Origin of the sequence: Streptomyces sp. 8L, from assembly GCF_020176795.1 — a bacterium.
Classification (GTDB): domain Bacteria; phylum Actinomycetota; class Actinomycetes; order Streptomycetales; family Streptomycetaceae; genus Streptomyces.
In genome coordinates this window covers 33,965-55,031 of record NZ_JAIUKE010000015.1, presented here as the reverse complement: position 1 = coordinate 55,031, position 21,067 = coordinate 33,965, and the positions used below count along the sequence as shown (strand labels likewise).

Annotated in this window: 19 protein-coding genes and 2 pseudogenes; 10 read left to right on the top strand and 11 right to left on the bottom strand. The window is 69.8% G+C overall.

Annotation, left to right across the window (positions count from 1 at the left end; genetic code table 11):
- The first annotated feature begins 75 nt into the window (after positions 1–75).
- The 4 genes from LCE31_RS02360 to LCE31_RS02345 all read left to right on the top strand — a co-directional run bounded on the left by LCE31_RS02360 (position 76) and on the right by LCE31_RS02345 (position 3,345).
- Positions 76–369, top strand: coding sequence for a hypothetical protein (locus tag LCE31_RS02360; RefSeq protein WP_225012237.1), 294 nt, complete (start codon positions 76–78; stop codon positions 367–369).
- A 4-nt stretch (positions 370–373) separates the two neighbouring features.
- Positions 374–886 carry an alpha/beta fold hydrolase gene (locus tag LCE31_RS02355; protein ID WP_308042172.1) on the top strand — a complete coding sequence of 171 codons (513 nt, stop codon included), beginning with the start codon at positions 374–376 and terminating at the stop codon, positions 884–886.
- A 25-nt stretch (positions 887–911) separates the two neighbouring features.
- Positions 912–1,439, top strand: coding sequence for a hypothetical protein (locus LCE31_RS02350; RefSeq protein ID WP_225012236.1), 528 nt, complete (start codon positions 912–914; stop codon positions 1,437–1,439).
- A gap of 475 nt (positions 1,440–1,914) precedes the next feature.
- Positions 1,915–3,345 carry a membrane-associated oxidoreductase gene (locus LCE31_RS02345; protein WP_225012235.1) on the top strand — a complete coding sequence of 477 codons (1,431 nt, stop codon included), beginning with the start codon at positions 1,915–1,917 and terminating at the stop codon, positions 3,343–3,345.
- Here the strand turns inward: LCE31_RS02345 and LCE31_RS02340 are convergent.
- Positions 3,332–4,190, bottom strand: a pseudogene (locus tag LCE31_RS02340) (IS5 family transposase). The gene LCE31_RS02345 and the pseudogene LCE31_RS02340 sit on opposite strands and share 14 nt — an antisense overlap.
- Positions 4,191–4,299: 109 nt before the next feature.
- A complete protein-coding gene (locus LCE31_RS02335) occupies positions 4,300–5,628 on the bottom strand; it encodes an aspartate aminotransferase family protein (protein WP_225012234.1) in 1,329 nt (442 codons plus the stop codon).
- 91 nt (positions 5,629–5,719) lie between these two features.
- Between LCE31_RS02335 and LCE31_RS02330 the strand changes: the two genes are divergently transcribed.
- On the top strand, positions 5,720–6,628 hold the full coding sequence (locus LCE31_RS02330) for a LysR substrate-binding domain-containing protein (protein ID WP_225012243.1): 909 nt from the start codon (positions 5,720–5,722) through the stop codon (positions 6,626–6,628).
- Positions 6,629–6,793: 165 nt separating this feature from the next.
- On the opposite strand, the gene LCE31_RS02325 is transcribed toward LCE31_RS02330, so the two are convergent.
- Positions 6,794–7,954 carry a pentapeptide repeat-containing protein gene (locus LCE31_RS02325; RefSeq protein ID WP_225012242.1) on the bottom strand — a complete coding sequence of 387 codons (1,161 nt, stop codon included), beginning with the start codon at positions 7,952–7,954 and terminating at the stop codon, positions 6,794–6,796.
- A gap of 167 nt (positions 7,955–8,121) precedes the next feature.
- Between LCE31_RS02325 and LCE31_RS02320 the strand changes: the two genes are divergently transcribed.
- On the top strand, positions 8,122–8,415 hold the full coding sequence (locus LCE31_RS02320) for a transposase family protein (protein WP_225012233.1): 294 nt from the start codon (positions 8,122–8,124) through the stop codon (positions 8,413–8,415).
- A 219-nt stretch (positions 8,416–8,634) separates the two neighbouring features.
- Here the strand turns inward: LCE31_RS02320 and LCE31_RS02315 are convergent, their stop codons facing one another.
- The 5 genes from LCE31_RS02315 to LCE31_RS02295 form a co-directional block, all read right to left on the bottom strand.
- Positions 8,635–9,273 (bottom strand): methylated-DNA--[protein]-cysteine S-methyltransferase, encoded by a 639-nt coding sequence (locus tag LCE31_RS02315; RefSeq protein ID WP_225012232.1) that lies wholly within the window; start codon positions 9,271–9,273, stop codon positions 8,635–8,637.
- A 143-nt stretch (positions 9,274–9,416) separates the two neighbouring features.
- On the bottom strand, positions 9,417–11,438 hold the full coding sequence (locus tag LCE31_RS02310; RefSeq protein ID WP_225012231.1) for a HelD family protein: 2,022 nt from the start codon (positions 11,436–11,438) through the stop codon (positions 9,417–9,419).
- Between the two features lie 298 nt (positions 11,439–11,736).
- Positions 11,737–12,240: a methylated-DNA--[protein]-cysteine S-methyltransferase gene (locus LCE31_RS02305; protein ID WP_225012230.1), complete on the bottom strand. Its 504-nt coding sequence runs from the start codon at positions 12,238–12,240 to the stop codon at positions 11,737–11,739.
- 258 nt (positions 12,241–12,498) lie between these two features.
- Positions 12,499–13,347, bottom strand: a complete 849-nt coding sequence (locus LCE31_RS02300) for an oxidoreductase (RefSeq protein ID WP_225012229.1) — start codon at positions 13,345–13,347, stop codon at positions 12,499–12,501.
- Between the two features lie 413 nt (positions 13,348–13,760).
- Positions 13,761–14,204 carry a winged helix-turn-helix transcriptional regulator gene (locus LCE31_RS02295; protein ID WP_374118380.1) on the bottom strand — a complete coding sequence of 148 codons (444 nt, stop codon included), beginning with the start codon at positions 14,202–14,204 and terminating at the stop codon, positions 13,761–13,763.
- 131 nt (positions 14,205–14,335) lie between these two features.
- Between LCE31_RS02295 and LCE31_RS02290 the strand changes: the two genes are divergently transcribed.
- Both LCE31_RS02290 and LCE31_RS02285 read left to right on the top strand, forming a co-directional pair.
- Positions 14,336–15,211: an aldo/keto reductase family oxidoreductase gene (locus LCE31_RS02290; protein ID WP_225012228.1), complete on the top strand. Its 876-nt coding sequence runs from the start codon at positions 14,336–14,338 to the stop codon at positions 15,209–15,211.
- 288 nt (positions 15,212–15,499) lie between these two features.
- A pseudogene (locus LCE31_RS02285) lies at positions 15,500–15,683 on the top strand (IS630 family transposase); the annotation flags it as partial.
- Between the two features lie 410 nt (positions 15,684–16,093).
- Here LCE31_RS02285 and cpt read toward each other — a convergent pair.
- The 3 genes from cpt to LCE31_RS02270 all read right to left on the bottom strand — a co-directional run bounded on the left by cpt (position 16,094) and on the right by LCE31_RS02270 (position 19,018).
- Positions 16,094–16,624, bottom strand: coding sequence for a chloramphenicol phosphotransferase CPT (cpt, locus tag LCE31_RS02280; protein ID WP_225012240.1), 531 nt, complete (start codon positions 16,622–16,624; stop codon positions 16,094–16,096).
- A gap of 121 nt (positions 16,625–16,745) precedes the next feature.
- Positions 16,746–17,477 (bottom strand): SDR family NAD(P)-dependent oxidoreductase, encoded by a 732-nt coding sequence (locus LCE31_RS02275; protein WP_225012227.1) that lies wholly within the window; start codon positions 17,475–17,477, stop codon positions 16,746–16,748.
- A 95-nt stretch (positions 17,478–17,572) separates the two neighbouring features.
- Entirely contained in the window at positions 17,573–19,018 is a 1,446-nt protein-coding gene (locus LCE31_RS02270; RefSeq protein WP_225012226.1) for an MFS transporter, read from the bottom strand.
- A gap of 51 nt (positions 19,019–19,069) precedes the next feature.
- Between LCE31_RS02270 and LCE31_RS02265 the strand changes: the two genes are divergently transcribed.
- Positions 19,070–19,798 carry a TetR/AcrR family transcriptional regulator gene (locus tag LCE31_RS02265; RefSeq protein WP_225012225.1) on the top strand — a complete coding sequence of 243 codons (729 nt, stop codon included), beginning with the start codon at positions 19,070–19,072 and terminating at the stop codon, positions 19,796–19,798.
- 369 nt (positions 19,799–20,167) lie between these two features.
- Positions 20,168–21,028, top strand: a complete 861-nt coding sequence (locus LCE31_RS02260) for an MBL fold metallo-hydrolase (protein ID WP_225012239.1) — start codon at positions 20,168–20,170, stop codon at positions 21,026–21,028.
- Positions 21,029–21,067: the final 39 nt, after the last annotated feature.

The following is a 21,067-nucleotide window of genomic DNA, read 5'->3' as shown; positions in this document are numbered from 1 at the left end:
CCGCCCCCTTCCTGGTCCCCCTGCCCGTGCCGCGACTTGACTCTGACATTGATGTCGGAGTTTAGCGTCAGCGGCATGACCACTGATCACGCGCTCTCCGCCTCTCGCCTCGATGTTCTCGTGCGGGGGCGCGGACCCGCACTCCCGCTCGCACACGGCGCCGGCGGCGGCATCGAGGGAAACTTCGGCCTCGTCCTCGACGACCTCGCCAAGGACCACACCCTCGTGGGTCCGCACTACCCCGGTGCCGGTGGTTCTGCCGTGGCCACCGAGCCCCTCGATCTGGACGACCTCGCCGACCGCTTGGTCGCGGCTGCCGTAGCGGCCGGCCAGGACTCGTTCGCTGTCCTGGGGGGAGTCCCTCGGTAGTGCTGTGGCCGTCCGGATCGTCACACGGCACCCCGGCCGTGTCCGGGCCCTCGTCCTCACTGCCGGCTTCGCTGCCGCCGATCCCGTCCTGGCGCTCGCCGCCCGGCTGATCAAGTCCCTTGCGGCTGCGGGGCAGTGGGAGGACGTGGCACGGCTCGCCCTGCTGTCCTGCATGTCCCCGGCGGACCTGGCGGACCTCGAACCTGCTGACCTCGACGGACCGGTCGCCCAGACCCTCACCGCGATCCCACCGGGCATGCTGGACCACTTCGACCTGGTGTCGCGCGTGGACGTCCGGGCCGACCTGGCGCAGGTGTCCGCGCCCACCCTGGTGGTGGCGCCGACCGGCGACCGACTGGTGCTGCCCGAGAGCTCGTACCGTCTGGCGGCCGGCATCCCGGGTACCCAGCTGATCGAACTGCCCGGCGGCGCCCATGTCCCGAGCCCGGCGGACCGGGCGACCTGGCTGCGTCATGTACGCGAATTCCTTGCCGCGCTCCCCGCCACGTCGGTGTGAGCGCACCACGAGGACGGACCCGCACGTGCGAAGGCGTACGGAACCCTCACGCCTGCTGACCTACGGGAAGTGGCTGCCGGAGGCCCCCACCGTACGCGGGCATGCCGTGTCGCGAGGCCCGACCGGCATGGTTGTAGTCCCGGCTGACGTGCCGACGCGCGTCCTACAGAGGGAGAGCGATGCATCCGGCAGCGCTGGAGCGGGACTTCAGGGAACGGGCCGGGCGGCTGCGGGCCTGAGGGCGGGGCTACTGGTCGTCGCGGGCCTGCTCTGGGTGTACGCGGCGTGGCAGGTCTTCGTGCCCTACACCTCGTCCTGGGGGAAAGTGGGCTGCTCCGCGCCGGTGTTCGCCGATCGAGACGCGCTCTACGGAGAATTCAACACCGACGGACACGACCGCGCGGAGCGTTGTGCGACGGACCGAAACTGGCCGCAGCCCGTGACGGCGCTGGTGCTCGCCGCACCGCTGTCGGGCGTGGGCGCCGTGCTGTTCGCGACGGGAGCGGTGAGCCTGCGCAATGCGGGACCAATAGGACGCCCGCCTCCGGGCTGAGCGTTGACGGCTCGGGCGTTGTCCGTCTGCCCGTCCGGTACCGAGGCGGAGCCCGCGGCGCGGCGTGCCCTCTGAGGGCGCGGGGCGGGCGCCCGCCCTCCCGGTCTTACGTACGAGGCGGGTGCCCGCCTTCTCGCGCTTAGAGCCCTAACGAAATGCGGAACAGTCGTTCCGCGCGTCGCGTACCTCCTCGCTCGTGTAGTTGACGCAGGAGCAAGGGTGCCGAGATCGTGCGGTGGTGGAGATCAGTGACCTGACGATCGTTGAGCAACGGGTGTGGCATGCCTTTCCGGATGGTGCAGCGGTCGACTTGCGCGAGAGCGAAGACGAAGACGCGGCAGGCTGGGAGGTGCGAGGGCCGGACCGCGCGGTACGCGGCCAGGTACTTCGCGCGCTTCTGCTCCGCGGCGCCTCGGCCGAGGGGGCGAGCGAAGGCTTGTGGCTTGCGGGGGCGCGTATCGTCGGGCGGTTGGACTTGGCATACGGAACTCTCACCGGTCCTGTCCGGCTGCTGGGCTGCTCCTTCGAGCAGGCCCCAGATCTGTATGAAGCCCGTACACGGCAGCTGGATTTCAGCCGGTCCTGCCTGCCGGGGCTGCACGCGAGTGATGTCCGTTCGGACGGGGCACTGCGCCTGACCGGCTGCCACCTCACCGGCCCCGTTGTACTCACCAGTGCGCAGGTCACCAGCAGCCTATTCCTGGACCGGGCGAGAACGACAGGCCCGATACATCTGGACGGTGCGCGCATTGACGGGGCCTTGGTGGTCGAGGCCGCGCAGCTGGACGGGGGTGAGGAGGCGTCCCTGAGTGCGGTCAACGCCAGTGTCGGCCGCGGAGTCGTCGGCAAAGACCTCACTGCGCGGGGCACGGTCCTGCTGACCGGCCTGCGCGTGGGCGGCACCCTCGACCTGGAGGGCTCCCACCTGGTGCACCCCGGTGCCGAGGCCCTCGCTGCCGCCGTGATGACCGTCGACCTGGACGTACTCTGCAACGGCCTGCGTGCCAAGGGCGAGGTGCGCTTCACCCGTTCCCGGATCGGCGGACGGCTCAACGTGGAGAGGGCCCGGATCGCCAACCCAGGGCACGCGGCCTTGCGGCTCGGTGGTGTCACGCTCGGCGCCGAGGTAGCGGCGACCGGTCTGCAGACCCAGGGGCAGGTCAAGACCAGGGGCGCGAACATCACAGGAGCCCTGGTCCTGACCCGCGCCCGCCTGTCCCATCCCGATGGGGCGGCCCTGCTGGCCAGCGGCTGCACGGCCGCACAGCTCTGGCTCGACGGGACCGACCTGGCCGCGGGCCACCTCTCCCTTCGAAGTTCCACTTTCACCACCGTCCACGCCGAACCCGAGACGTTTCCCGCGAAGGTGTATCTGGACGGACTCACCTACCAGACCCTGTCCCCGAGTCTTGAACCCGGGCAGCGCCTGGCGCCCCTGAAACGCGATGGAGACGGATACGTTCCCCACTCCTACGAGCAACTCGCCGCCGCCTACCAGAGAGTGGGAGACGACGCAGCGGCCCGCACCGTCCGCCTGGCCAAGCACCGCCACCATCGTTCCACACAGCCTGGATACGCCAGGATCTGGGGATACATACAGGACGTCACCGTCGGCTACGGCTTCCGCCCGATACGCGCTGCCGGCTGGCTGCTCGCCCTGCTGCTCGTCGGCTCTTGCGCGTTCTGGCTGCACCATCCCGCGCCGTCCAAGCCCGGGGAAGGCCCCGCATTCCATCCGCTCGTCTACTCGCTCGACCTGCTGCTGCCAGTCGTCGACTTCGGGCAGGAGACGGCGTTCCAGCCGCAGAGCTGGTACCAGTGGCTGTCGTATCTGCTGATTTCCCTGGGCTGGGTCCTGGCCACCACCGTCATTACCGGCATCACCCGGACTATCAGCCGTCAGTAACCCTCCCGGCATGTGGGCTCTCCCGCTCGTTCCTGGACAGCCCCCGTAGGCGTCGCCAACACAGGAGTGCGCATCCGAGGGTGAGGAAGGCTTCGTGGTGTCGTCGCGGATCTCCCAGCGGATGCGCAGGTGACGGAACCAGTGCAGGTGGGCGAAGGCACGCTCGACGACCCAGCGTTGGGTGCCCAGGCCGGAGCCGTGCTCGGTGCCGCGGCGGGCGATCACCGGCTTCACGCCGAGATCCCAGACCAGTCGGCGGTACTTGTCGTGGTCGTAGCAGCGGTCGCCCAGCACGATGTCCGGGCGGCGCCGGGGGCGGCCGCGTTTGCCCCGCACCGGTGGCACCGCCTGGAAGAGCGGGATCAGCTGGGTGACGTCGTTGCGGTTGCCGCCGGTCAGGGCGGCGGCGAGCGGGATGCCGGTGGTGTCGGTGATCAGGTGGTGCTTGCTGCCGGTTCTGCCCCGGTCAACAGGGCTTCGTCCGGTCTTGGCTCCCCCTTTAACGCCCGTATGTGGGAGCCGTCGACTGCTGCCCGGGAGAAGTCCAGCGCGTTCGCGCTGCGCACCTTGGCCAGGAGCACTTGGTGCAGCGGGGGCCACACTCCCGCCTCGGTCCACTCAGCCAGGCGCCGCCAGCACGTCATTCCCGAGCCGAAGCCGAGCTCCTGCGGCAGGTGCTCCCAGGCGATCCCGGTGTGCAGCACGAACAGGACGCCCTGGAACACCAGCCGGTCCGGATGCCGCTTTCGCCCGGGATACCGGACACGACGCTCAACCTTGGGCAGTAACGGCTCGATCGCTGCCCACAGTCCGGCATCGACATCCCACGGCTTCAGTCGAGCCACCCCACACCCCCAGATCAACAGTCCCGAAGCGATCAAACCACCTCGAAGATCATTTCGTTAGGGGTTCTTAGGCAAGGGGAGGGCGCCCGCCCGCGGTCTCCGCGGTGCTTCACCGTGCGGCGCAGGCATCGCCGATCGCCTGGTCCAGGATCGCCAGCCCGAGCGAGAGTTCGTCCTCGGTGGCCGTGAGCGGCGGTGCGATACGGAAGACGCCGCCCATGCCGGGGAGCTGGACGATGTTCATGTGCAGGCCGAGTTCGAGGCACCGCCGGGTCACGCGAGCGCCCAGCTCGTCGGAACTCTGCTTCGTCTCCCGGTCGACGACGAGTTCGAGCCCCGCCAGCAGGCCTCGGCCGCGAATGTCTCCCACGACCGCGTGGCGTCCGGCGATCTCGTCCAGGCCGTCGCGGAGGAAGGTGCCGAGAGCCTGGGCGCGTTGATGGAGCGCGTTGTCGCTCAGGACGTCAAGGACGGTGTTTCCGACCGCGGCCACGAGAGGGTCGGAGACGTGGGTGGTGAAGAACAGGAAGCCGCGCTTGTGTGCTTCCTCTTCGATCTCGGCGGTGGTGACCACGGCCGCCAGGGGCAGTCCCGCACCGAGCGTCTTGGACAGGGTGAGGATGTCGGGGACGATGCCGTCGCGCTCGAACGCGTACCAGGTCCCGGTGCGGCACAGGCCGGTCTGGGCCTCGTCGAGGATCAACAGCATGCCGCGCTCGCGGCACTTGTCCCGCAGGGCCGCGAAGTAGCCGGCCGGCGGCTCGATGACGCCGCCCGAGCTGAGGATCGGCTCGACCAGGCACGCGGCCAGGCTGCCGGTCGACTGGGCGTCGATCAGGTCGAAGGCGAAGTCGAGTTGGCGGCGCCAGTCCAGCGACCCGTCGGCCGCGGTGAAGTCGGGCCGGTAGGCGTTCGGCGCGGGGATGGCGAAATTGCCCGGCGCCGCCGGCCCGTAGCCCTTGCGGCCCGCACTGTAGGTCGCGGACGCGGCCGCTTGTGTCATGCCGTGCCAGGACCGGGCGAACGAGACGACCTCGTGCCGTCCGGTGACGAGCTTGGCCATCCGGATCGCGGCCTCGTTCGATTCGGCGCCGGTCGTCAACAGCAGCACCTTCTCCAGCTCGGCGGGCAGCGTACCGGCCAGCCGCCGGGCCAGGTCGACCACGGGGCGGCTGAGCATGCCACTGTAGAGGTGGTCGAGAGCAGCGACCTGCCGCTGCACGGTCGCGACGATCTCCGGGTGCGAGTGGCCGAGGATCGCGCTCATCTGGCCCGAGGTGAAGTCGAGGATCTTCCGGCCGTCCGCGGTGAACAGGAAGCTGCCCGCGGCGCGGTCGATGACCTCGTGGGTGAACTCGGGTCCGTAGCGTACGAGATGGCGCCCGGCGTCGGCCCAGAAGGCTTCGGTGGGCGTCGGGGCAGTGCTCGGAGCAGTCATGGTCCCGACGGTAGGGGGCGTGCGAGCGACACGTCCATCGCACATTTCCTGCTGTCCTGTTCGGTGAAACCGCACAAGAATGGGAGGCGTGATGAATCCCTGGAGGCTGCGGCTCCTGACCCAGCTGGACACACTCGGAACCATCCGCGCGGTCGCCCAGGCCGCCAGCCTGAGCCCGTCCAGCGTGTCCCAGCAGCTCGCCGTGCTGGAAGCCGAGACGCGTACCCGGCTGCTGGAACGCACGGGCCGCCGGGTCCGGCTGACCTCGGCGGGGCTGATCCTCGCACGGCGGGCCCGGGCGATCCTCGACCACATGGACAGCGTCGAGACGGAGCTGCGCGGGTTCGGCGAAGAACCGGCGGGAACGGTACGACTGGGGGCGTTCCAGAGCGCGATCCACACCATGGCCGTGCCCGCGGTGACTCGCCTGGCGCGGGAGTATCCACGCCTCGACGTCGAACTCCTGCAACTGGAACCGCACGAGAGCATGCCCGCGCTGCGCGGAGGCGACGCCGACCTCATCATCACCACCACCGACTTCGACGAGCTGCCGCTCGGGCCCGACCTCGACCTCGTACCACTGGCCAGGGACCCGATCCTGCTCGTGGTCCCACCGGAGCATCCCGCGGCCGGGCGGAGTGCGGCGGACCTCGCGGCCTACGCCGACGAGCCGTGGGCGATCGACGTCCCGCAGTCGTACATGGCGAACCTCACCCTGCGGCTGTGCCGTCAATCCCGGTTCGAGCCACACGTCGTGTGCCGGTTCAGCAACTACATGATGGCCCTCCAGCACGTCGAGGCCGGGCTCTCGATCACACTGCTGCCCGGTCTCGCCGTCGACCACAGCCGCTACCGCGTGGCCACCACGCAGCTCACCACACCGGTGTCGCGCACCATCACGGCCGCGATCCGCCGCGGCACACCGCCCCGTGCGGCCGTCCGCGTGGTGCTCGACGCACTGCGACACACCCCGGACCTGCCCTCCCTGGAACGGGAATGACGGTCCGAACCGACGACGACATCCCGGCCCCCCGTCGCTGACGGGGCCGCCGCCGGAGCCCCCGCCGTGGGTCCTGTGCGGGACGGCCCGCGGTCCTCCCGGCCGCGACAGTGACGGGGAGGAGACCAATGACGCGCCCCCGCGATCTTGATCGGCGCGTCCCTGTCAGGGAGTAGACCGCAGCGGCGGTGCCTGCCACGTCATCCCGGGCGGCTGGAGCAAGGGCGAGGGCTCGGGGCCGGGGTCATCGGTGTCGACAACTCCGGCGGCCGTGTGGTCGAAGTCGGCGGGCCAGCGGGTGCGCTCACTGGCCAGGGCGCCGGTCAGGCGTGCTTCGGCAAGGTTGGCGGTGCGCAGGTCGGTGCCGCGCAAGTCGGCCATGCGGAGATCGGCGCGGTGGAAGACCGCGCCGTGGGCGTCGGCCTTGCGTAGATTTGCCTCGCGCAGGTCGGTCTCGGTGAAGTCAGCCTCACGCAAGTCGGTTTCGACCAGCTTCGCGGCCCGTAGGTCGCCCAGAATGCAGCGGGCCCGGCGGAGAATCGCGGTCGTGAGGTCGGCGTGCCGCAGGTTGACCGAGACCAGGGACGCCTGGGTCAGGTTGGCGTGGTACAGGCCCGCCGCCTCCATATAAGCGCGGTCGAAGTTGACCTCGGGGAACCACAGTCCGTCGCAGTCGGCCCGTCGCAGGTCGGTGATGCTGAGATTGACCCAGGACTGCTCCCGGTGCCGGCACAGCACGCCGAGCGCGGTCAGCGCCACCTGGGCGTCGGCGGCGCGGGTCTCCAGGGGCGCGACGTCGTTGATGGGCACGTCTGCCGCCGGTGATACCGGCCCCGCGGGTGGCCAAGGCAGGTGTGTACGCAGATACGCGGCCTGGATGGAGATGATGGCCTCCCGGTCGCGGGCGGACTGCTCAGCGATCCGCCACAGCGCGTGCAACCCGCCGATGCGCACATCCAGCTTGTCGCTGCCCAGCTGGTCCACGGCCCGGCTAAATCGGTCGGTGACGTAACCCTCCTGGGTGGCACGCAAACCCTCCTGGCTCACCCGCAATTGTCGCCAGGTGGCGTATGCGCCGAAGAGCACGACCAGGCCGCCGACCGTCTGCAGAAGGGTCGTACGGACATCGTTCACCGCTTTGAGCCGATCCTGCGCGGCGACGCTCACCCCGGCGAGATCGTGGTCGACCACCACCCCCGGCAGTACGACGAACACCGTGCCCAGAATGACCAACCCCGCTCCGGCCAGCAGACCTGCGGCTGTACGACGCTTGACCAGCCCGTCCAGCCACGGCCGCTGCCCGCGGTCTGTTTCCCCCGTCTCCATGGGCATGGGAGCCTAGGCGCCGCTCGGAAGACGATCAAGAGAGTGGTGCCCACTGGCCCGCACTATGAGAACGGCCGTACGAGTTGCGTGAGTTGTGAGGCTTACTTGGGCCCGTGCGGCCTGTTCCCAGCCTGCCCTGTCCGGCATCTCGCGCGCACTTCGGCGAGTTGCCAGAAGAACTCACGCCCCGACGGACGGCCGCGCAGGAGTCGGCGTCGCACGAGCGGCGTGGCGCAGACCGGAGGCGGGCGGCCGCCGCCGGGCCCGAGCAGTGCCTGGTCTTCGTCGACCGGCTCCTGGTCAGGCTGGCTCACCTGCGGCTCGGGCTCCCGCACGCCGCGCCGGCTGAACTGTACGGAATGGACCGCTCCACCGTCTCCGGAGCGATCTGCGAGGTCCGGCCGCTGCGGGCGGCCCGCGGTTTCGCCGTTCGCGCCAATCCTTCGCGCGGATCTGCGTGAAGCACACCGACGCCTGGCACAAGTAGTGGCGGCCCCTGCAGCGGTTCACCGACCGCCGCGAGACCTACGCCGAGACCCACCTCGCGACCGCCGCTCTGGTCTCCGATCGCCCCGCCCGGCGGGCAACCCGCCGCAAGTCGAGCACGGAACCGGTGCTCGCCCGGCAGGGCGCCCGCTGATCACCCACCGGCCAATCCGCCAGGCCAACACGCCCCGAACTCAATCGCTCCCAAGGTTGTAAGCGGCTGACTCCAGACGCAACAGAAAGTGCTTGGCCTCCGCGCCGCCCGCATACTGTCCGGCGGTGCCGTCGGAGCGGATCACACGGTGGCAGGGGACGACGAGCGGCAGCGGGTTCGTCGCGCAGGCCGTGCCGACGGCGCGCACGGCACGCGGGCTGCCCGCGGCCGCGGCGATCTGCGCGTAACTGGCAGTGTGCCCGTAAGCGATGTCGGAGAGTTGCACCAGGGCTTCGCGGCGGAATCCCTTGGACAGGCGCCGATCGAGCGGTACGTCGAAGTGCCGGCGCCGCCCGGCGAAATACTCGTCGAGCTGCGCGCTGACATCGTCCAGGCGTGCCGGGGCGTGCAGGATGCGAGGGCTGACGGAATCCGCGAGCTGGTGCAGGACCGCGGTGTGGTCCTGCACCGGGAACGCGACTCTCACGAGCCCCCGGTCCGTCGCGGCCAGCAGCAGTGTGCCGATCGGCGATTCCACGGTGCGGTACGCGATGTCGGGGCGACGCGGGTCGTCCGCCTCGACGGCCAGACGGTTCCTCGGCCCGGTGAGGGGCGCTTCGTCCTGCTCCGGTGGGGAGTCGAAGGGACTGACGGGGGAGGACTCGGGGGAGAGTTTCATGGTGGGGGACCGTTTCGGTGTGTCGATGTCCGGTGCCGCGAGAGGGGAGGCGGTCTCCCGGCAGGGGAGGCGGCCGGGCGGGCGCAGGCCGTGGGACTCCTGCCCCTGCGGGCCGCCGACGCCGGCCGTCCGCCGCGTGACCTTCACGGCAGGGGGACCGTAACGGTGCACAGTCGCTTGGTGGCCCGGGTGAGGGCGACGTACAGGTCACGCTCGCCCCCGGGGCGGGCGGCGGTGATCCCGTCCGGGTCGACGACGACGGCGGCGTCGAACTCCAGGCCGCGCGCCTGCGAGGCCGGCACCAGCCGGGCGTACCGCTCGATCCCCGCTGCCCCGAGCTGCTCCGCCCTGCCGTCGGCACAGATCACCCCGACCAACTCGCCCGGGTAAGCGGCGCCTTGCTCCCTCAGCTCCCGTACGAGGGCGGTGACGAGTGACTCAGGGGACGCGACCACGGTGCGGGGCACCTTGCCATGCCGGATCGAACGGATCGGAGACCGGTCCGGAGCGATCCGTGCGAGCAAGTCCTCTGTGGTGGACAGGATTTCCTGCGTCGTCCGGTAGCTGACGGTCAGGGTGCGCAGGTCGAAGCGCCGCCCGAGGCGGGGGCCGAGCGCCTCCTTCCAGTCCCGTGCCACCGTCACCGGCCCTGCCTGGGCGAAATCACCGACCAGTGTCATCGACCGGCCGGGACAACGGCGCTCGACCATCCGCCACTTCATGTCGGTCAGCTCTTGCGCCTCATCGACGATCACGTGCCCGAAGACCCGCTCGGGCGGGCCGTCGACCAGGCTCGCCGCCTCGTCGAGCAGCGCCACATCGGCGTCCGACCACGGCGCAGCGGACGTACGCCACAACAGGGCCCGCTGGGAGTCGGTGAACTCCCGCAGGTACCCGGCCGATGTGTCGTCGCTCGCCAGCAGGGCGCCGACCACCTCGTCCGGGGTCAGCCTCGGCCACACCGCCTCGACCGTCCGGTCGAACGTGGCGTCCTCCAGCAGATCGTCGCGCAGGGCATCGGCGTCGAACGCGTCGGAATCCGTCGGGGGCGCCGTGTCAGGTCCGAGGCGGCGCAGGTCACCTGCCGCGACCCGGTCGAGGTCGAGGCCGGTCAGCTGCGCCACCTGAGCGTCGATGAGTTCCAGCGCCTCGGTGCCACTGCGGGCGAGCTCGCGGATGACGGTCTCGACCAGCAGCTCCTTGAACATCCGGCGTGCCGGATTGTGCGCGAGACCACTGGTCCGCGCCGTCTCCCGGGCCGATGCGACATCACTCTCCTGGAGCTGAATCCACTCCCGCCCGACCCGGACACCGAACCCGCCGCCCGGGGCCTGCCGCGAACGGACCACAGCGGCCAGCGCGTCGGCCAGTGCGGAACTCCCCTTCAGGCGCGCCACCTCGAAGGGTTCCGCGGCACCCGGTTCGACGCCGGCCAGTTCCTCACACGTCGCCAGGACCACGTCGTTCTCCCCGAGGGAGGGCAGGACTTGGCCGATGTAGTCGAGGAACCGCGCGTTCGGCCCCAGTACGAGTACGCCGCGCTCGGCCGCCTTCGGGAACGCGTACAGCACATATGCGGCGCGGTGCAGTGCCACCACCGTCTTGCCGGTGCCAGGACCACCTTGCACCACCGTGATCCCGCGGTGCGGCGACCGGACGATCGCGTCCTGCTCGGCCTGGAGCGTGGCGACCGCCGTACCCATCCGCCCCGTACGTCTCTCCTGGAGGGCCGCCGACAACGGACCGTCGCCGACCACATCCTGCCCGGTGGGCGCGGAGCCGTCGAGCAGCTCATCGCTCACCCCCACCACCGTCCGGCCCGCCAGGCGCAGATGGCGGCGCCGCCGCAGCCCCATGGGATGGACCGGCGTCGCCTCGTAGAAGGGCCGCGCGGCCTCAGCCCGCCAGTCCAGCAGCAGTGGCAGCTCGTCCGCATCCCTTTGGAGCCCCAGCCGCCCGATACGCAGGACGGTTCCGTCCGCCCGGTCGATCCGGCCGAAGACCATCCCCTCCTCGGCCGCTTCCAGCCGCCGTACTTCCCTGGTCAGCCGCTCCGCCGCCACCTCCCTCTCGTACGCCTCGCCCGCGTCGCCTGGCGGCGCCGCGAGGACGCGCGCCAACTGCTCCCGCACACCGGCCAGCAACTCGTCGAACACTTTCCCCATGACGGAAACCTGGGCTCGCTCACGCTCCACCTCGCGCGCGGCAACCTCGTTGATCGAAGACAAGAAAGGGCCCTCTCGGCTCAACCGCCCGTATTTCGGCGCCACTATGCAGACGAGGTCGGGAAAAGTAAATATTGACCAATCGGCCTGGAATGTGTCCGCAGGCGCACGAGTCCGTGATCGACAGCGTGCCGGACGCGGCCGGCCGGCTGTGTCCGGCGCCCCGCCCGGTCCATCGCCGCCCGGTCCCGTCTCCGCCCCCGGAGCCTCGGTCGCAGCCCCTCCGCTCGGGCCGGGTTCAGATCAGAGTGGGCTGGAGGGCGCCCTCCAGGGTGAGCAGGTCCACCTTGCGTTCCACACCGCCCGCGTAGCCCCGCATCGTTCCGTCCGCGCCGATCACACGGTGGCAGGGACGTACCACCAGCAACGGGTTGGCGCCGATAGCAGCGCCGGCGGCCCGCACCTGCTCGCGTGGCAGAGCGAGCTGTCGTGCGAGGGCCCCGTATGTGGTGGTGGCGCCATAGGGGATGTCCTCCAGCGCCTGCCACACGCGCCGTTGGAAGTCGCTGCCACTTTCGGTGAACTCAATGTCGAAATCGGTGAGTTCGCCCCTGAAGTACGCGGCCAACTGCCGGGCGACGTCCGCGAAGGCGGCATCGTCGCGCCGCCACTCGGGCCGGACGGCCGGGGCGTTCTTCTGGCCGGGTACGGACAGCGACGTCAGGCTCAGCCCCCGGTCGGTGATCTCGCCCACCAGGAGCAGGCGGCCCAGCGGACTGTCGATCGTCGTACGGACGGTCATGGTGTCCTCCCTCGTCAGCGTTCGTCTCACCGTTCACTCTGCTCTTCGGCGGAGGCATTCGCTGGCGGCATTCGGACATCACACTGAGAGAGGCAGAGGCCCCGGACTCAGGTCACACCGCGGAGTCCGTACGGAGGAGGTGTGACGAAGTACCGGCACGCACGCCGGCATCCAGGAGTGTGAGCCTCGCGGGGCAGACGTCACAGGGCGGGCGGCGTCGCATGCCGCGCGTGGTGTGCGCACCGGGGCGGGCGGTCGTCAGCCGGTGATCTGGTGGCCGTCAGGGAAGTCGGTCGTGCGTGAGAGCGCCTCCCATGTGCTGATGTTGTCGTCGACCGCGCCGCGGCCCGCGGCGACGAGGCGCAGCGCGTCGGAGCCGAGGACCAGGTGGGCGGGCGGCTTCGGCGCGTCGATGATCCGCAGGACGGCCGAGGCGGCCTTCTCCGGGTCGCCCAGCTGGTTGCCGCTCGCTCGCATCCGGGCCTCGCGGATGGGTGCGAACAGTTCGTCGTAGTCGGGGATCGAGCGCTCGGAGCGGGTCATGGAGCGTCCCGCCCAGTCGGTGCGGAAGGAGCCGGGCTCGATCGCGGTCACATGGATGCCGAAGCCCGCGACTTCCTTGCCCACACTCTCCAGCATCCCTTCGAGCGCGAACTTGCTGCCGCAGTAGGCCGACATGCCGGGCACCGCCATCAGCCCTCCCATGGAGGTGACGGCCATGATGTGCCCGCTCCGCCGTTCGCGCATCGCCGGCAGAACCGCCTGGATGGTGGCCACGGCGCCGAAGACGTTGGTGGCGAACTGGGCACGCACCTCGTCCAGTGGCGTCTCCTCGAACGTCCCCTCCAGGCCGTATCCGGCGTTGGCGATGAGTACGTCGATGGGGCCCACGGCCTCCTGGACGTCCTTGACGACCGCGAAGACGGCCGCGTCGTCCGTAACGTCCAGTCGCCGTGCGTGCGCACGGCCGGGCTTCAGGGCCTCGAAGGCATCGAGGTCCCCCTGCTTGCGTACGGTGCCGACCACGGTGTGCCCGGCGTCGAGAGCACCCTGTGCGAATGCCCTGCCCAGACCGCTGCTCACGCCGGTGATCAGGAACGTCTTCATCTGACTCGCCTCGTTGTCGCTTCATGGAAGGCGCCATGGAGTAGGGCGCGCTCTCATAAATCTACACGATGTCGAGTTTTTAAAGCATGGTGCTGAATTTGGTGAACGCCGGATCTGGATAAGCGGAAACGATCACTGGGCCGGCCATGCGGGGGTGCGGCCCCGGGGTGCCGGTTGGGGAGTGGGAGATCGCCGCAGTCGTTGCGCGCGACGCGCGGGCTCGTCACGGGGCCGGTCCTGGGGGCCGGTCCCGTCGGGCACGGGGCAGAAGAGCCCGGCCTCGTGGTCCGGCTCGCGCCCCGCGAATCGGCAGATCGGGACCTGGCTCACCCGGAGAGTCCGGTCGGACGGAACCCGGCTGAAGGGACCCGACTGAAGGGACCCGGTCGGCGGCCCCGGCCCGCCGGACCTGCTCAGTCGGTCCGGGTGTCGTACGCCGCACGGTTGGCGAGCACGTCGTCCATGTGCGTCTCGGCCCAGCTCTTGATGCCGCGCATCATCTCAAGCAGCGAGAGACCCAGAGCCGTCAGCTCGTACGAGACCGTGACAGGCACGGTCGGTGTCGCGGTGCGGGTGAGCAGGCCGTCACGCTCCAGGGAGCGCAGCGTCTGAGTCAGCATCTTCTGACTGACTCCGGCCAGCAGGCGGGACAGCTCCGAGTAGCGCATCGGACGGGGCTCGCCGGCGGACCCGGCGCCGGGCTGCTGCGAGCAGCTGTTCCCCAGTGCAGTCAGGATCAGCGCGACCCATTTGTTGGAGATCCGGTCGAGCAGCTTGCGGCTGGGACATGCCGCAAGGAAAGCGTCGTACTCCACCTTGGTCTGCGCCTTCTTCTGGACCGTCGTCATGGGTGCCATCGACCGCTCCTCCAATCCGGGGGTGCCTTACGCACTCCGAAGTGCCTACTTCCTGCCGGGAAGTTACATCTCCATACTGGAGCAACGAGCCGTTGGGCACCACCGTCCGGCTCAACCCGAAAGGCAGAGCTATGAGCACGCTCCCCACGTCGCTTCCCGGCGGCACCTGGACTCTGGGTGACCTCACCGTCACCCGGTTCGGCTACGGCGCCATGCAGCTGGCCGGCCCGGGGGTGATGGGGCCGCCCGCCGACCACGACGGCGCCCTCGCCGTCCTCCGCGAGGCCGTCGGCCTCGGCATCACCCACATCGACACCAGCGATGCCTATGGGCCGCGCGTCACCAACCAGCTGATCCGTGAGGCGCTGCATCCCTATCCCGAGTCGCTGCACATCGTGACCAAGGTCGGGGCGATCCGCGACCAGCAGGGCGGCTGGCCCCCGGCCAGAGAGCCCGAGGACCTGCGCCGCTCGGTCCGCGGGAACCTCGAATCCCTCGGCCTCGAAGCACTTGACCTGGTCAACCTCCGACTCGGCAACGCTCAGGGGCCCCAGCCCGGATCGATCGCCGAGCCGTTCGAGACACTCGTCGAACTCCAACAGGAGGGCCTGATCCGGCACCTCGGAGTGAGCAACGCGACGGCGGAGCAGGTCGTCGAGGCGCAGGCGATCGCGCCGATCGTGTGCGTGCAGAACATGTACAACCTCGCCCACCGCCAGGACGACGAGCTGATCGACAGGCTCGCAGACGAGGGCATCGCCTACGTTCCCTTCTTCCCGCTCGGCGGTTTCACGCCGCTACAGTCCTCGACGCTCTCGGATGTGGCAGCCCGGCTGCACGCGACGCCGATGTCCCTCGCCCTGGCCTGGCTGCTGTGGCGGTCGCCGAACATCCTGCTGATTCCCGGCACCTCGTCGGTGGAGCACCTGCGTGAGAACGCGGCCGGAGCTGGTCTGCGGCTCACGGGAGAAGACATCGCCGAGCTGGACAAGATCGGCCGCCCGTAAGGCGTCAGCGGGTTCAGTTCATCCTGAAGGCTCGAGACCGGTGGCTCCTTCGCCCTCGGGACCCGCGTCAGTCCGCTGCATACACCGGGGGCCGTGCCTTGAGGGAGGCCGAGAAGGACCGGACGCTTTCCCCAAGGCCGGGCCCGGGGCCGGTTACGTACCGACGCCGCGACACGGAACGCCACCGGGACGCGCCGGACCGGGAGGGTCCGCCGGGGTGGTGGTCGGAGCGATCGGACGGGTGGTGACGTCCGTCCGATCGCTGGAGTGCGGTGGCGGGAGCCTGTCCGCCTACTCAGCCCTGACGACGAGGACTTCGTCGTGCAGACGGACGGCCACCACCCGCCGGACCAGGCTCGGCCAGCAGTTCTCCCGCTGGTCCATCCGCAAACTCGCCGCCTGCCTGCGCAGGGTGCACGGCCGTGTGGTCCGGATCGGCCGCGAGGCGTTACGGTGCCTGCTCGCCCGCCGCCGCGCCGCCGCGCCGCCCAAAGAAGGGTCGTCCACGCCTTCGGGGAACGTGCAGGCGGGCCATCACGTCAGCGAAGGCGGGCGCGTCACCGGCCTGTCCGGCGGTGAGGTGTAGGGCCAGGAGCGCGGTGAACACTCGCTCCCAGGTGCCGGCTGCGGACCACATCCGCAGCCGGTTGCAGACGCCCGTCAGTTGCCGTACCTCTGCGGCAGCCGCACCCACTGGGCTCCGGTTTGGAACGTCCAGGCGATGGCGTCCATCACCTCACCCCCACGTCCTCGCTGTCCAGCGCAAGGAATGCTCCCGCCTCCTGAGCGAAAAAGGCATCCGCCAGGGCGGGCGCCCTCTGACCAGCGCAGCCTGGCGCGCCCCTGGGCCGCGGTCATAGCGGCAGACAACCGGGCTGTCGATCACTTGACGTGTGCCGCAATGGTCCGTGCGCACTCCATCGCCTCCGCATGCGTGGTGTCCACCTCCAGGTCATAGGCCACGCCCTGGTGGGCCACCTCCGCCTGAGACGCGGCCATCCCGATGGTCCGATCACCTCGTGCCACCTCTCGGGCCGCAGCCACCGCGGCGTCGCACCTGACGCCGACCCACAGCACCCGCAGTTCGCCCAAGGCCTTCTGCCACCGCTGCTGTGAGTACACCCCGCCGAGGAAGACCTCATCGACGACGACCCGGGCTCCCGCACGGGCCATTGCCGCGATTCCCTCGATCCATGCCGCTTCCAGCGTTCGGAACTCCGGGCCGACGATCACCTCTCCGTCCGGAGCGAACTCGATACCGCCATCCGATGCCCGCAGGGACGCCGGCATCGCATCAACCAGCGCGTCTGTCCCGAGAGCCAGCCACGGACCCGGCAGAACCGCCTGGAGACATCGGACGATCCCGGACTTCCCCGAGCTCGAACCACCGTTGACAACGATCACCTGAGTCATCACCGCGCCACAGTAGAGGCACCGGCACAACGCTTGAAACCGATTTCGCGGGCCCCGCACCACCTGCCGCAAACCGGTGAACGAGGAACGGTGAACATGGAGCGATGAACGGTGCGCGGTGTCACGGCACCGGACGCATGTCCCGGAAGAGCTTGCCGGTGGGGCCGTCCGCGCCCAGGGTCGCCGCCCACACGACACCGCGCGCGCTTTCGCCGGCCGGACGCGCGCCGTCCTCGTCGCCGCGCTCGGGATGGGTGGCGGTCTCGCCCGGGTCGACGGCGTTGACGAGGATCGGCGTGTCCTCCAGGGCCCGGGCCAGCACGGTGGTCAGGACGTTGAGCGTGTGCTTGGCGAAGGAGTGGGCGGGGGCGCGCAGGCCGGCGCCGAGGTCGAGCCCGGCGGCGATCTGCTGGGCGGAGACGCTGGACACGTTGACGATACGGGCGGCCGGGGCGGCTTTCAGCAGCGGCAGCAGTGACTGGACCAGGCGCCAGGGCCCGAGCACATCGACCTCCAGTGCGGAGCGTACGGCGTCGAGGTCGGCGTCCAGCGCGGACAGGACGGTGAAGTCGACGGCGTCGCTCGCGTTGTTGATCAGGACATCCAGACGGCCGGCGGTCCGGGAGAGATGGTCGGCGGCCTCGGCCATGCAGGCCGCGTCGGTGAGGTCGAGACGAAGAGCCGTCGCCCGGTGGTTCTCCCGGCGCAGTTGCGCTGCCAGGGGTTCGGCGCGGGAGAGGTCACGCGCGGTGAGGACCACGTGGTAGCCGAGTTCGGCGAGCCCGCGGGCGACGGCGAAGCCGAGGCCGATCGGACGGCTGGTGCCGGTGACGAGTGCGGTCTTGGTTGTCATGCAGGTGTGCCTTTCGGAGATACGGGCCCCGGGCCGGGGCCGGTCCGGCCGGGAGCCACGGAGAAGGGAGAACCCGCGGCGGCCGGGCCCCTGATTCACTCCTGATCCCGTAGGGGACGCCTGGGCAGGAGCCCGGCCAGCAGCAGGGTCAGGAAATACAGTCCGGCGCAGATGCCGAAGACGAGCTCCGCCGCGGCGAAGGAGGAGTGGGTGGACGCGTGTCCCGCGTGGGCGAAGAAGACGGTGCCCAGGGCGGCGACACCGATGGCGTTGGCGAACTGCTGGACGGCGTTGAGCATGCCCGCCCCGGTGCCCGCCTCCTCCGCGGTGGCGTCGCCGAGGATGAAGTCGAACAGTGGGATGAACACCAGGCCGGCCCCGAAGCCGGTCAGGAACAGCGATGGTGCCAGCGTCCGCACAGTGATGCCGGAACCCCAGTGGGCGGTGGACCAGCACAGCGCGAGCACACCGATGACGGCGAGGGACAGCCCGACGCGCAAAGTGGCACGTCCCAGCTTGCCGGCGAGCGCCCCGCCGCCGAACAGGACGGCGACGGCGGTGCCCAGAGCCCAGGGGATCAGGGTCAGGCCGGTGTGCAACGGCGTCCAGTTCATGCCGAGTTGCAGCAGCAGGTTGATGACCAGGACGAATGCGCTCAGTGCGCCGTAGAAGCCCGTGACGATCAACAGGCCGACCACGTAACTGCGCTTGCGGAACAGGGACGGCGCGATGACCGGATGGCTGCTGCGGCGCTCGGAGACGACGAACAGCGCGAGCATCACGGCCGAGGCCGCCATCATGGCGTACGTCCACAACGGCCAGCCGAGTTCACGTCCCTGGATCAGCGGGACGATCAGCAGGGCCGAGCCTGCGGTGAGCAGACCCACGCCGGTCAGGTCGAGGCGGGCGCCGGGGTCCTCGCCGCCGCGGCGGGGCAGTACGCGCAGGCCGAGCACGAGAGCGATGACGCCGAAGGGGACGTTGATCAAGAAAATCGAGCGCCACTGACTGCCGAACAGGTCCAGATGCAGCAGCCAGCCGGCGAGGATCGGCCCGCCGACCGTGGCCAGACCCATGATCGGGCCGAAGGGCATCAGCGCCTTGCGCAGGAGCTCGGGCGGGAAGACGACCTTCACCAGCGCCATGCCCTGGGGAATCAGCACGGACCCGAACAGGCCCTGCGCCACGCGCGCGACGATCAACAGGACGGGGCCGGGGGCGAGTCCGCAGGCCAGCGAGGCGATGGTGAACCCGGCCATGCCGATCAGGAACAGCCGGCGGCGGCCGATCAGATCGCCGAGTCGGCCCGAGGTGATCAGACCGAGCGCGAAGGCCGCGGTGTAGGCCGACAACACCCACTGGAGGGTCATCGGCCCGCCGCCGAGGTCGGCGCGGATGGAGGGCCCGGCGAGGTTGGCGACGCTGGAGTCGATGAGATCCATGATCTCGCCGAGGAAGACGACCGCCAGGACCAGCCAGGCGCGCCGTAGCGGAAGCGGGCCGGCTCTGGAAGGGATCAACGAACATTGTTCTGTGCTCATGAACTAAGCTCTACGTTACGAACTTAGTTCGTGTCAAGCTAGGATGTCCCCATGCCCTCCGATCAGCCACGGCGAGGCCGAGCCGCCCGCCACGCACAACAGCCCGCCGACACCGCGCCGACGCCCCCTCGGAAGGCGCCGATCACGCTTGAGCGGATCACCGACGCCGCGCTCCATGTCGTCGCCACCGAGGGCTACGGCTCGCTCACCGTCCGCAGGATCACGCATGTCCTGGGCACCGGACCGTCCTCGCTGTACGCGCACATCGTCAACAAGGACGACATCGACGACCTGATCATCGGCCGGCTCTGTTCCCGGATCGTGCTTCCCGAGCCCGACCCGGCGGCCTGGCGGGCCCAGATCCGGGACGTCTGCGCCCAGCTGCGTGATCAGTTCCTCGCGTACCCCGGCGTCTCGCGCGCCGCGCTCGCCATGATCCCCACCCATCTGGAGACGCTCCGGGTCAACGAGGGCATGCTCGCCATCCTCCTCGCGGGCGGCATCGAAGCACGGACGGCGGCGTGGGCCATCGACAGCCTCTTCCTCTACGTCAGCGGCTATGCCCTGGAACGCTCCCTGCTCAAGCAACGGCAGCAGCGCCAGGACCACGAGTGGGTTCTGAGCCGGGACGAACTGGTCAGCAGGTTCGAAGCGCTGCCCGCCGACAGGTTTCCGCAGATCAGGCGGCACGCGGCCGAACTGACCGCGGGCGCGGGACACGAACGCTTCGACTTCGCCCTCGGTCTGCTCATCGACAACCTCGTGACGACTGACGGCTGAGGGGTGAGGGGTGGCGGGCGACGGTTCTCGGCTAACGGCTGCGGGGCCGCCGGCCCTCAAGATCGCCGCTGCCGCTGCCGCTGCCGCTGCCGCTGCCGCTGCCGCTGCTGTCACGCCCCGCGCGCCCCGCCCGCACCCGCGTCCCTCCTTCGGTCCGCGTCGTACGGCAGGCACACATGCAGTCAGGTGTCCGATACCGCCAGGGGCACCTTCGCCACCAAGCTGAGGAGCGTCCGTCACCTTCGAAGGAGAACGATGTCCACGCCTTCCTCCCATGAATCCGAGACCCGGCAGAGCGCCCAGCCGGACGCGGTCGCAGCGCCGACGGTCAGCACGATCGAGCTTGGTGATGTGCGGATTCACCGCGTCATGGAGTATTCCGATACGACACCGATGACGACAGACGTGTTCTTTCCCCACAGCAGGCCGGAGGAGTGGCAGCGCCACACCGAGCTGCTCGCGCCCGACCACTGGAATCCGGAGAGTGACCTCACCCGCGCGGCCACGCAGTCCTGGGTGCTGCGCAGCGAGGGCAGGATCATCCTCGTCGACACGGGCGCCGGCAACAACAAGTACCGCCCGCTACAGCCTATTTGGTCCTACCTGAGTACGGACTACCTGGCGAATCTCGCTGCCGTCGGTGTGCGGCCCGAGGACGTCGACCTCGTCGTCAACACCCACCTCCACGACGACCACGTCGGCTGGAACACCCGGCTGGAGGGCAGGGAGTGGGTGCCCACGTTCCCCAACGCCACGTACCTCATGCCACGGCGCGACTTCGAGTACTGGAAGCCCGAGAACCTCCACAACACGGTGTTCGGGCGCGGCAACCAGAACGTCTACGAGGACAGCATCGATCCGGTCGTCGAGGCCGGCCTGGTGGAGGTCTGGGACGAGTCGTACACCATCGACTCCAACCTCCGCCTGGAACCGGCGCCCGGACACACCCCCGGCGCATCGATCATCCACCTGGAGTCCGCGGGCGATCGCGCCATCTTCGCCGGTGACCTGCTGCACGGCGCGATCCAGATCCACGAGCCGCACATCAACAGCTGCTTCGAGGAGGACGAGGAAGGCGCCCGCGCCAGCCGCGCGCGGATGTTCGCCCACGCGGCCGACACCAACGCGCTGGTGCTCCCGGCGCATCTGCCTGGTCACGGGGCTTTCGAGCTGCGCAGGCGCGGTTCCGGCTTCGAACTCGCCAACTGGGCGCCGTTCTCCCGGACCTGATCGACCTGGTCCCCTCGCCACACCGCAGGGAGAGACCGT

Bases quoted from the DNA above. Each gene is read 5' to 3' on its own strand.
- LCE31_RS02295 (WP_374118380.1), bottom strand. From the start codon at position 14,204: ATGGCACCCATGACGACGGTCCAGAAGAAGGCGCAGACCAAGGTGGAG.
- LCE31_RS02265 (WP_225012225.1), top strand. From the start codon at position 19,070: ATGCCCTCCGATCAGCCACGGCGAGGCCGAGCCGCCCGCCACGCACAA.
- LCE31_RS02325 (WP_225012242.1), bottom strand. From the start codon at position 7,954: ATGGAGACGGGGGAAACAGACCGCGGGCAGCGGCCGTGGCTGGACGGG.
- LCE31_RS02310 (WP_225012231.1), bottom strand. From the start codon at position 11,438: ATGGGGAAAGTGTTCGACGAGTTGCTGGCCGGTGTGCGGGAGCAGTTG.
- LCE31_RS02305 (WP_225012230.1), bottom strand. From the start codon at position 12,240: ATGACCGTCCGTACGACGATCGACAGTCCGCTGGGCCGCCTGCTCCTG.
- LCE31_RS02270 (WP_225012226.1), bottom strand. From the start codon at position 19,018: ATGAGCACAGAACAATGTTCGTTGATCCCTTCCAGAGCCGGCCCGCTT.
- LCE31_RS02315 (WP_225012232.1), bottom strand. From the start codon at position 9,273: ATGAAACTCTCCCCCGAGTCCTCCCCCGTCAGTCCCTTCGACTCCCCA.
- LCE31_RS02335 (WP_225012234.1), bottom strand. From the start codon at position 5,628: ATGACTGCTCCGAGCACTGCCCCGACGCCCACCGAAGCCTTCTGGGCC.
- LCE31_RS02360 (WP_225012237.1), top strand. From the start codon at position 76: ATGACCACTGATCACGCGCTCTCCGCCTCTCGCCTCGATGTTCTCGTG.
- LCE31_RS02300 (WP_225012229.1), bottom strand. From the start codon at position 13,347: ATGAAGACGTTCCTGATCACCGGCGTGAGCAGCGGTCTGGGCAGGGCA.
- LCE31_RS02290 (WP_225012228.1), top strand. From the start codon at position 14,336: ATGAGCACGCTCCCCACGTCGCTTCCCGGCGGCACCTGGACTCTGGGT.
- cpt (WP_225012240.1), bottom strand. From the start codon at position 16,624: ATGACTCAGGTGATCGTTGTCAACGGTGGTTCGAGCTCGGGGAAGTCC.
- LCE31_RS02260 (WP_225012239.1), top strand. From the start codon at position 20,168: ATGGAGTATTCCGATACGACACCGATGACGACAGACGTGTTCTTTCCC.
- LCE31_RS02330 (WP_225012243.1), top strand. From the start codon at position 5,720: ATGAATCCCTGGAGGCTGCGGCTCCTGACCCAGCTGGACACACTCGGA.
- LCE31_RS02275 (WP_225012227.1), bottom strand. From the start codon at position 17,477: ATGACAACCAAGACCGCACTCGTCACCGGCACCAGCCGTCCGATCGGC.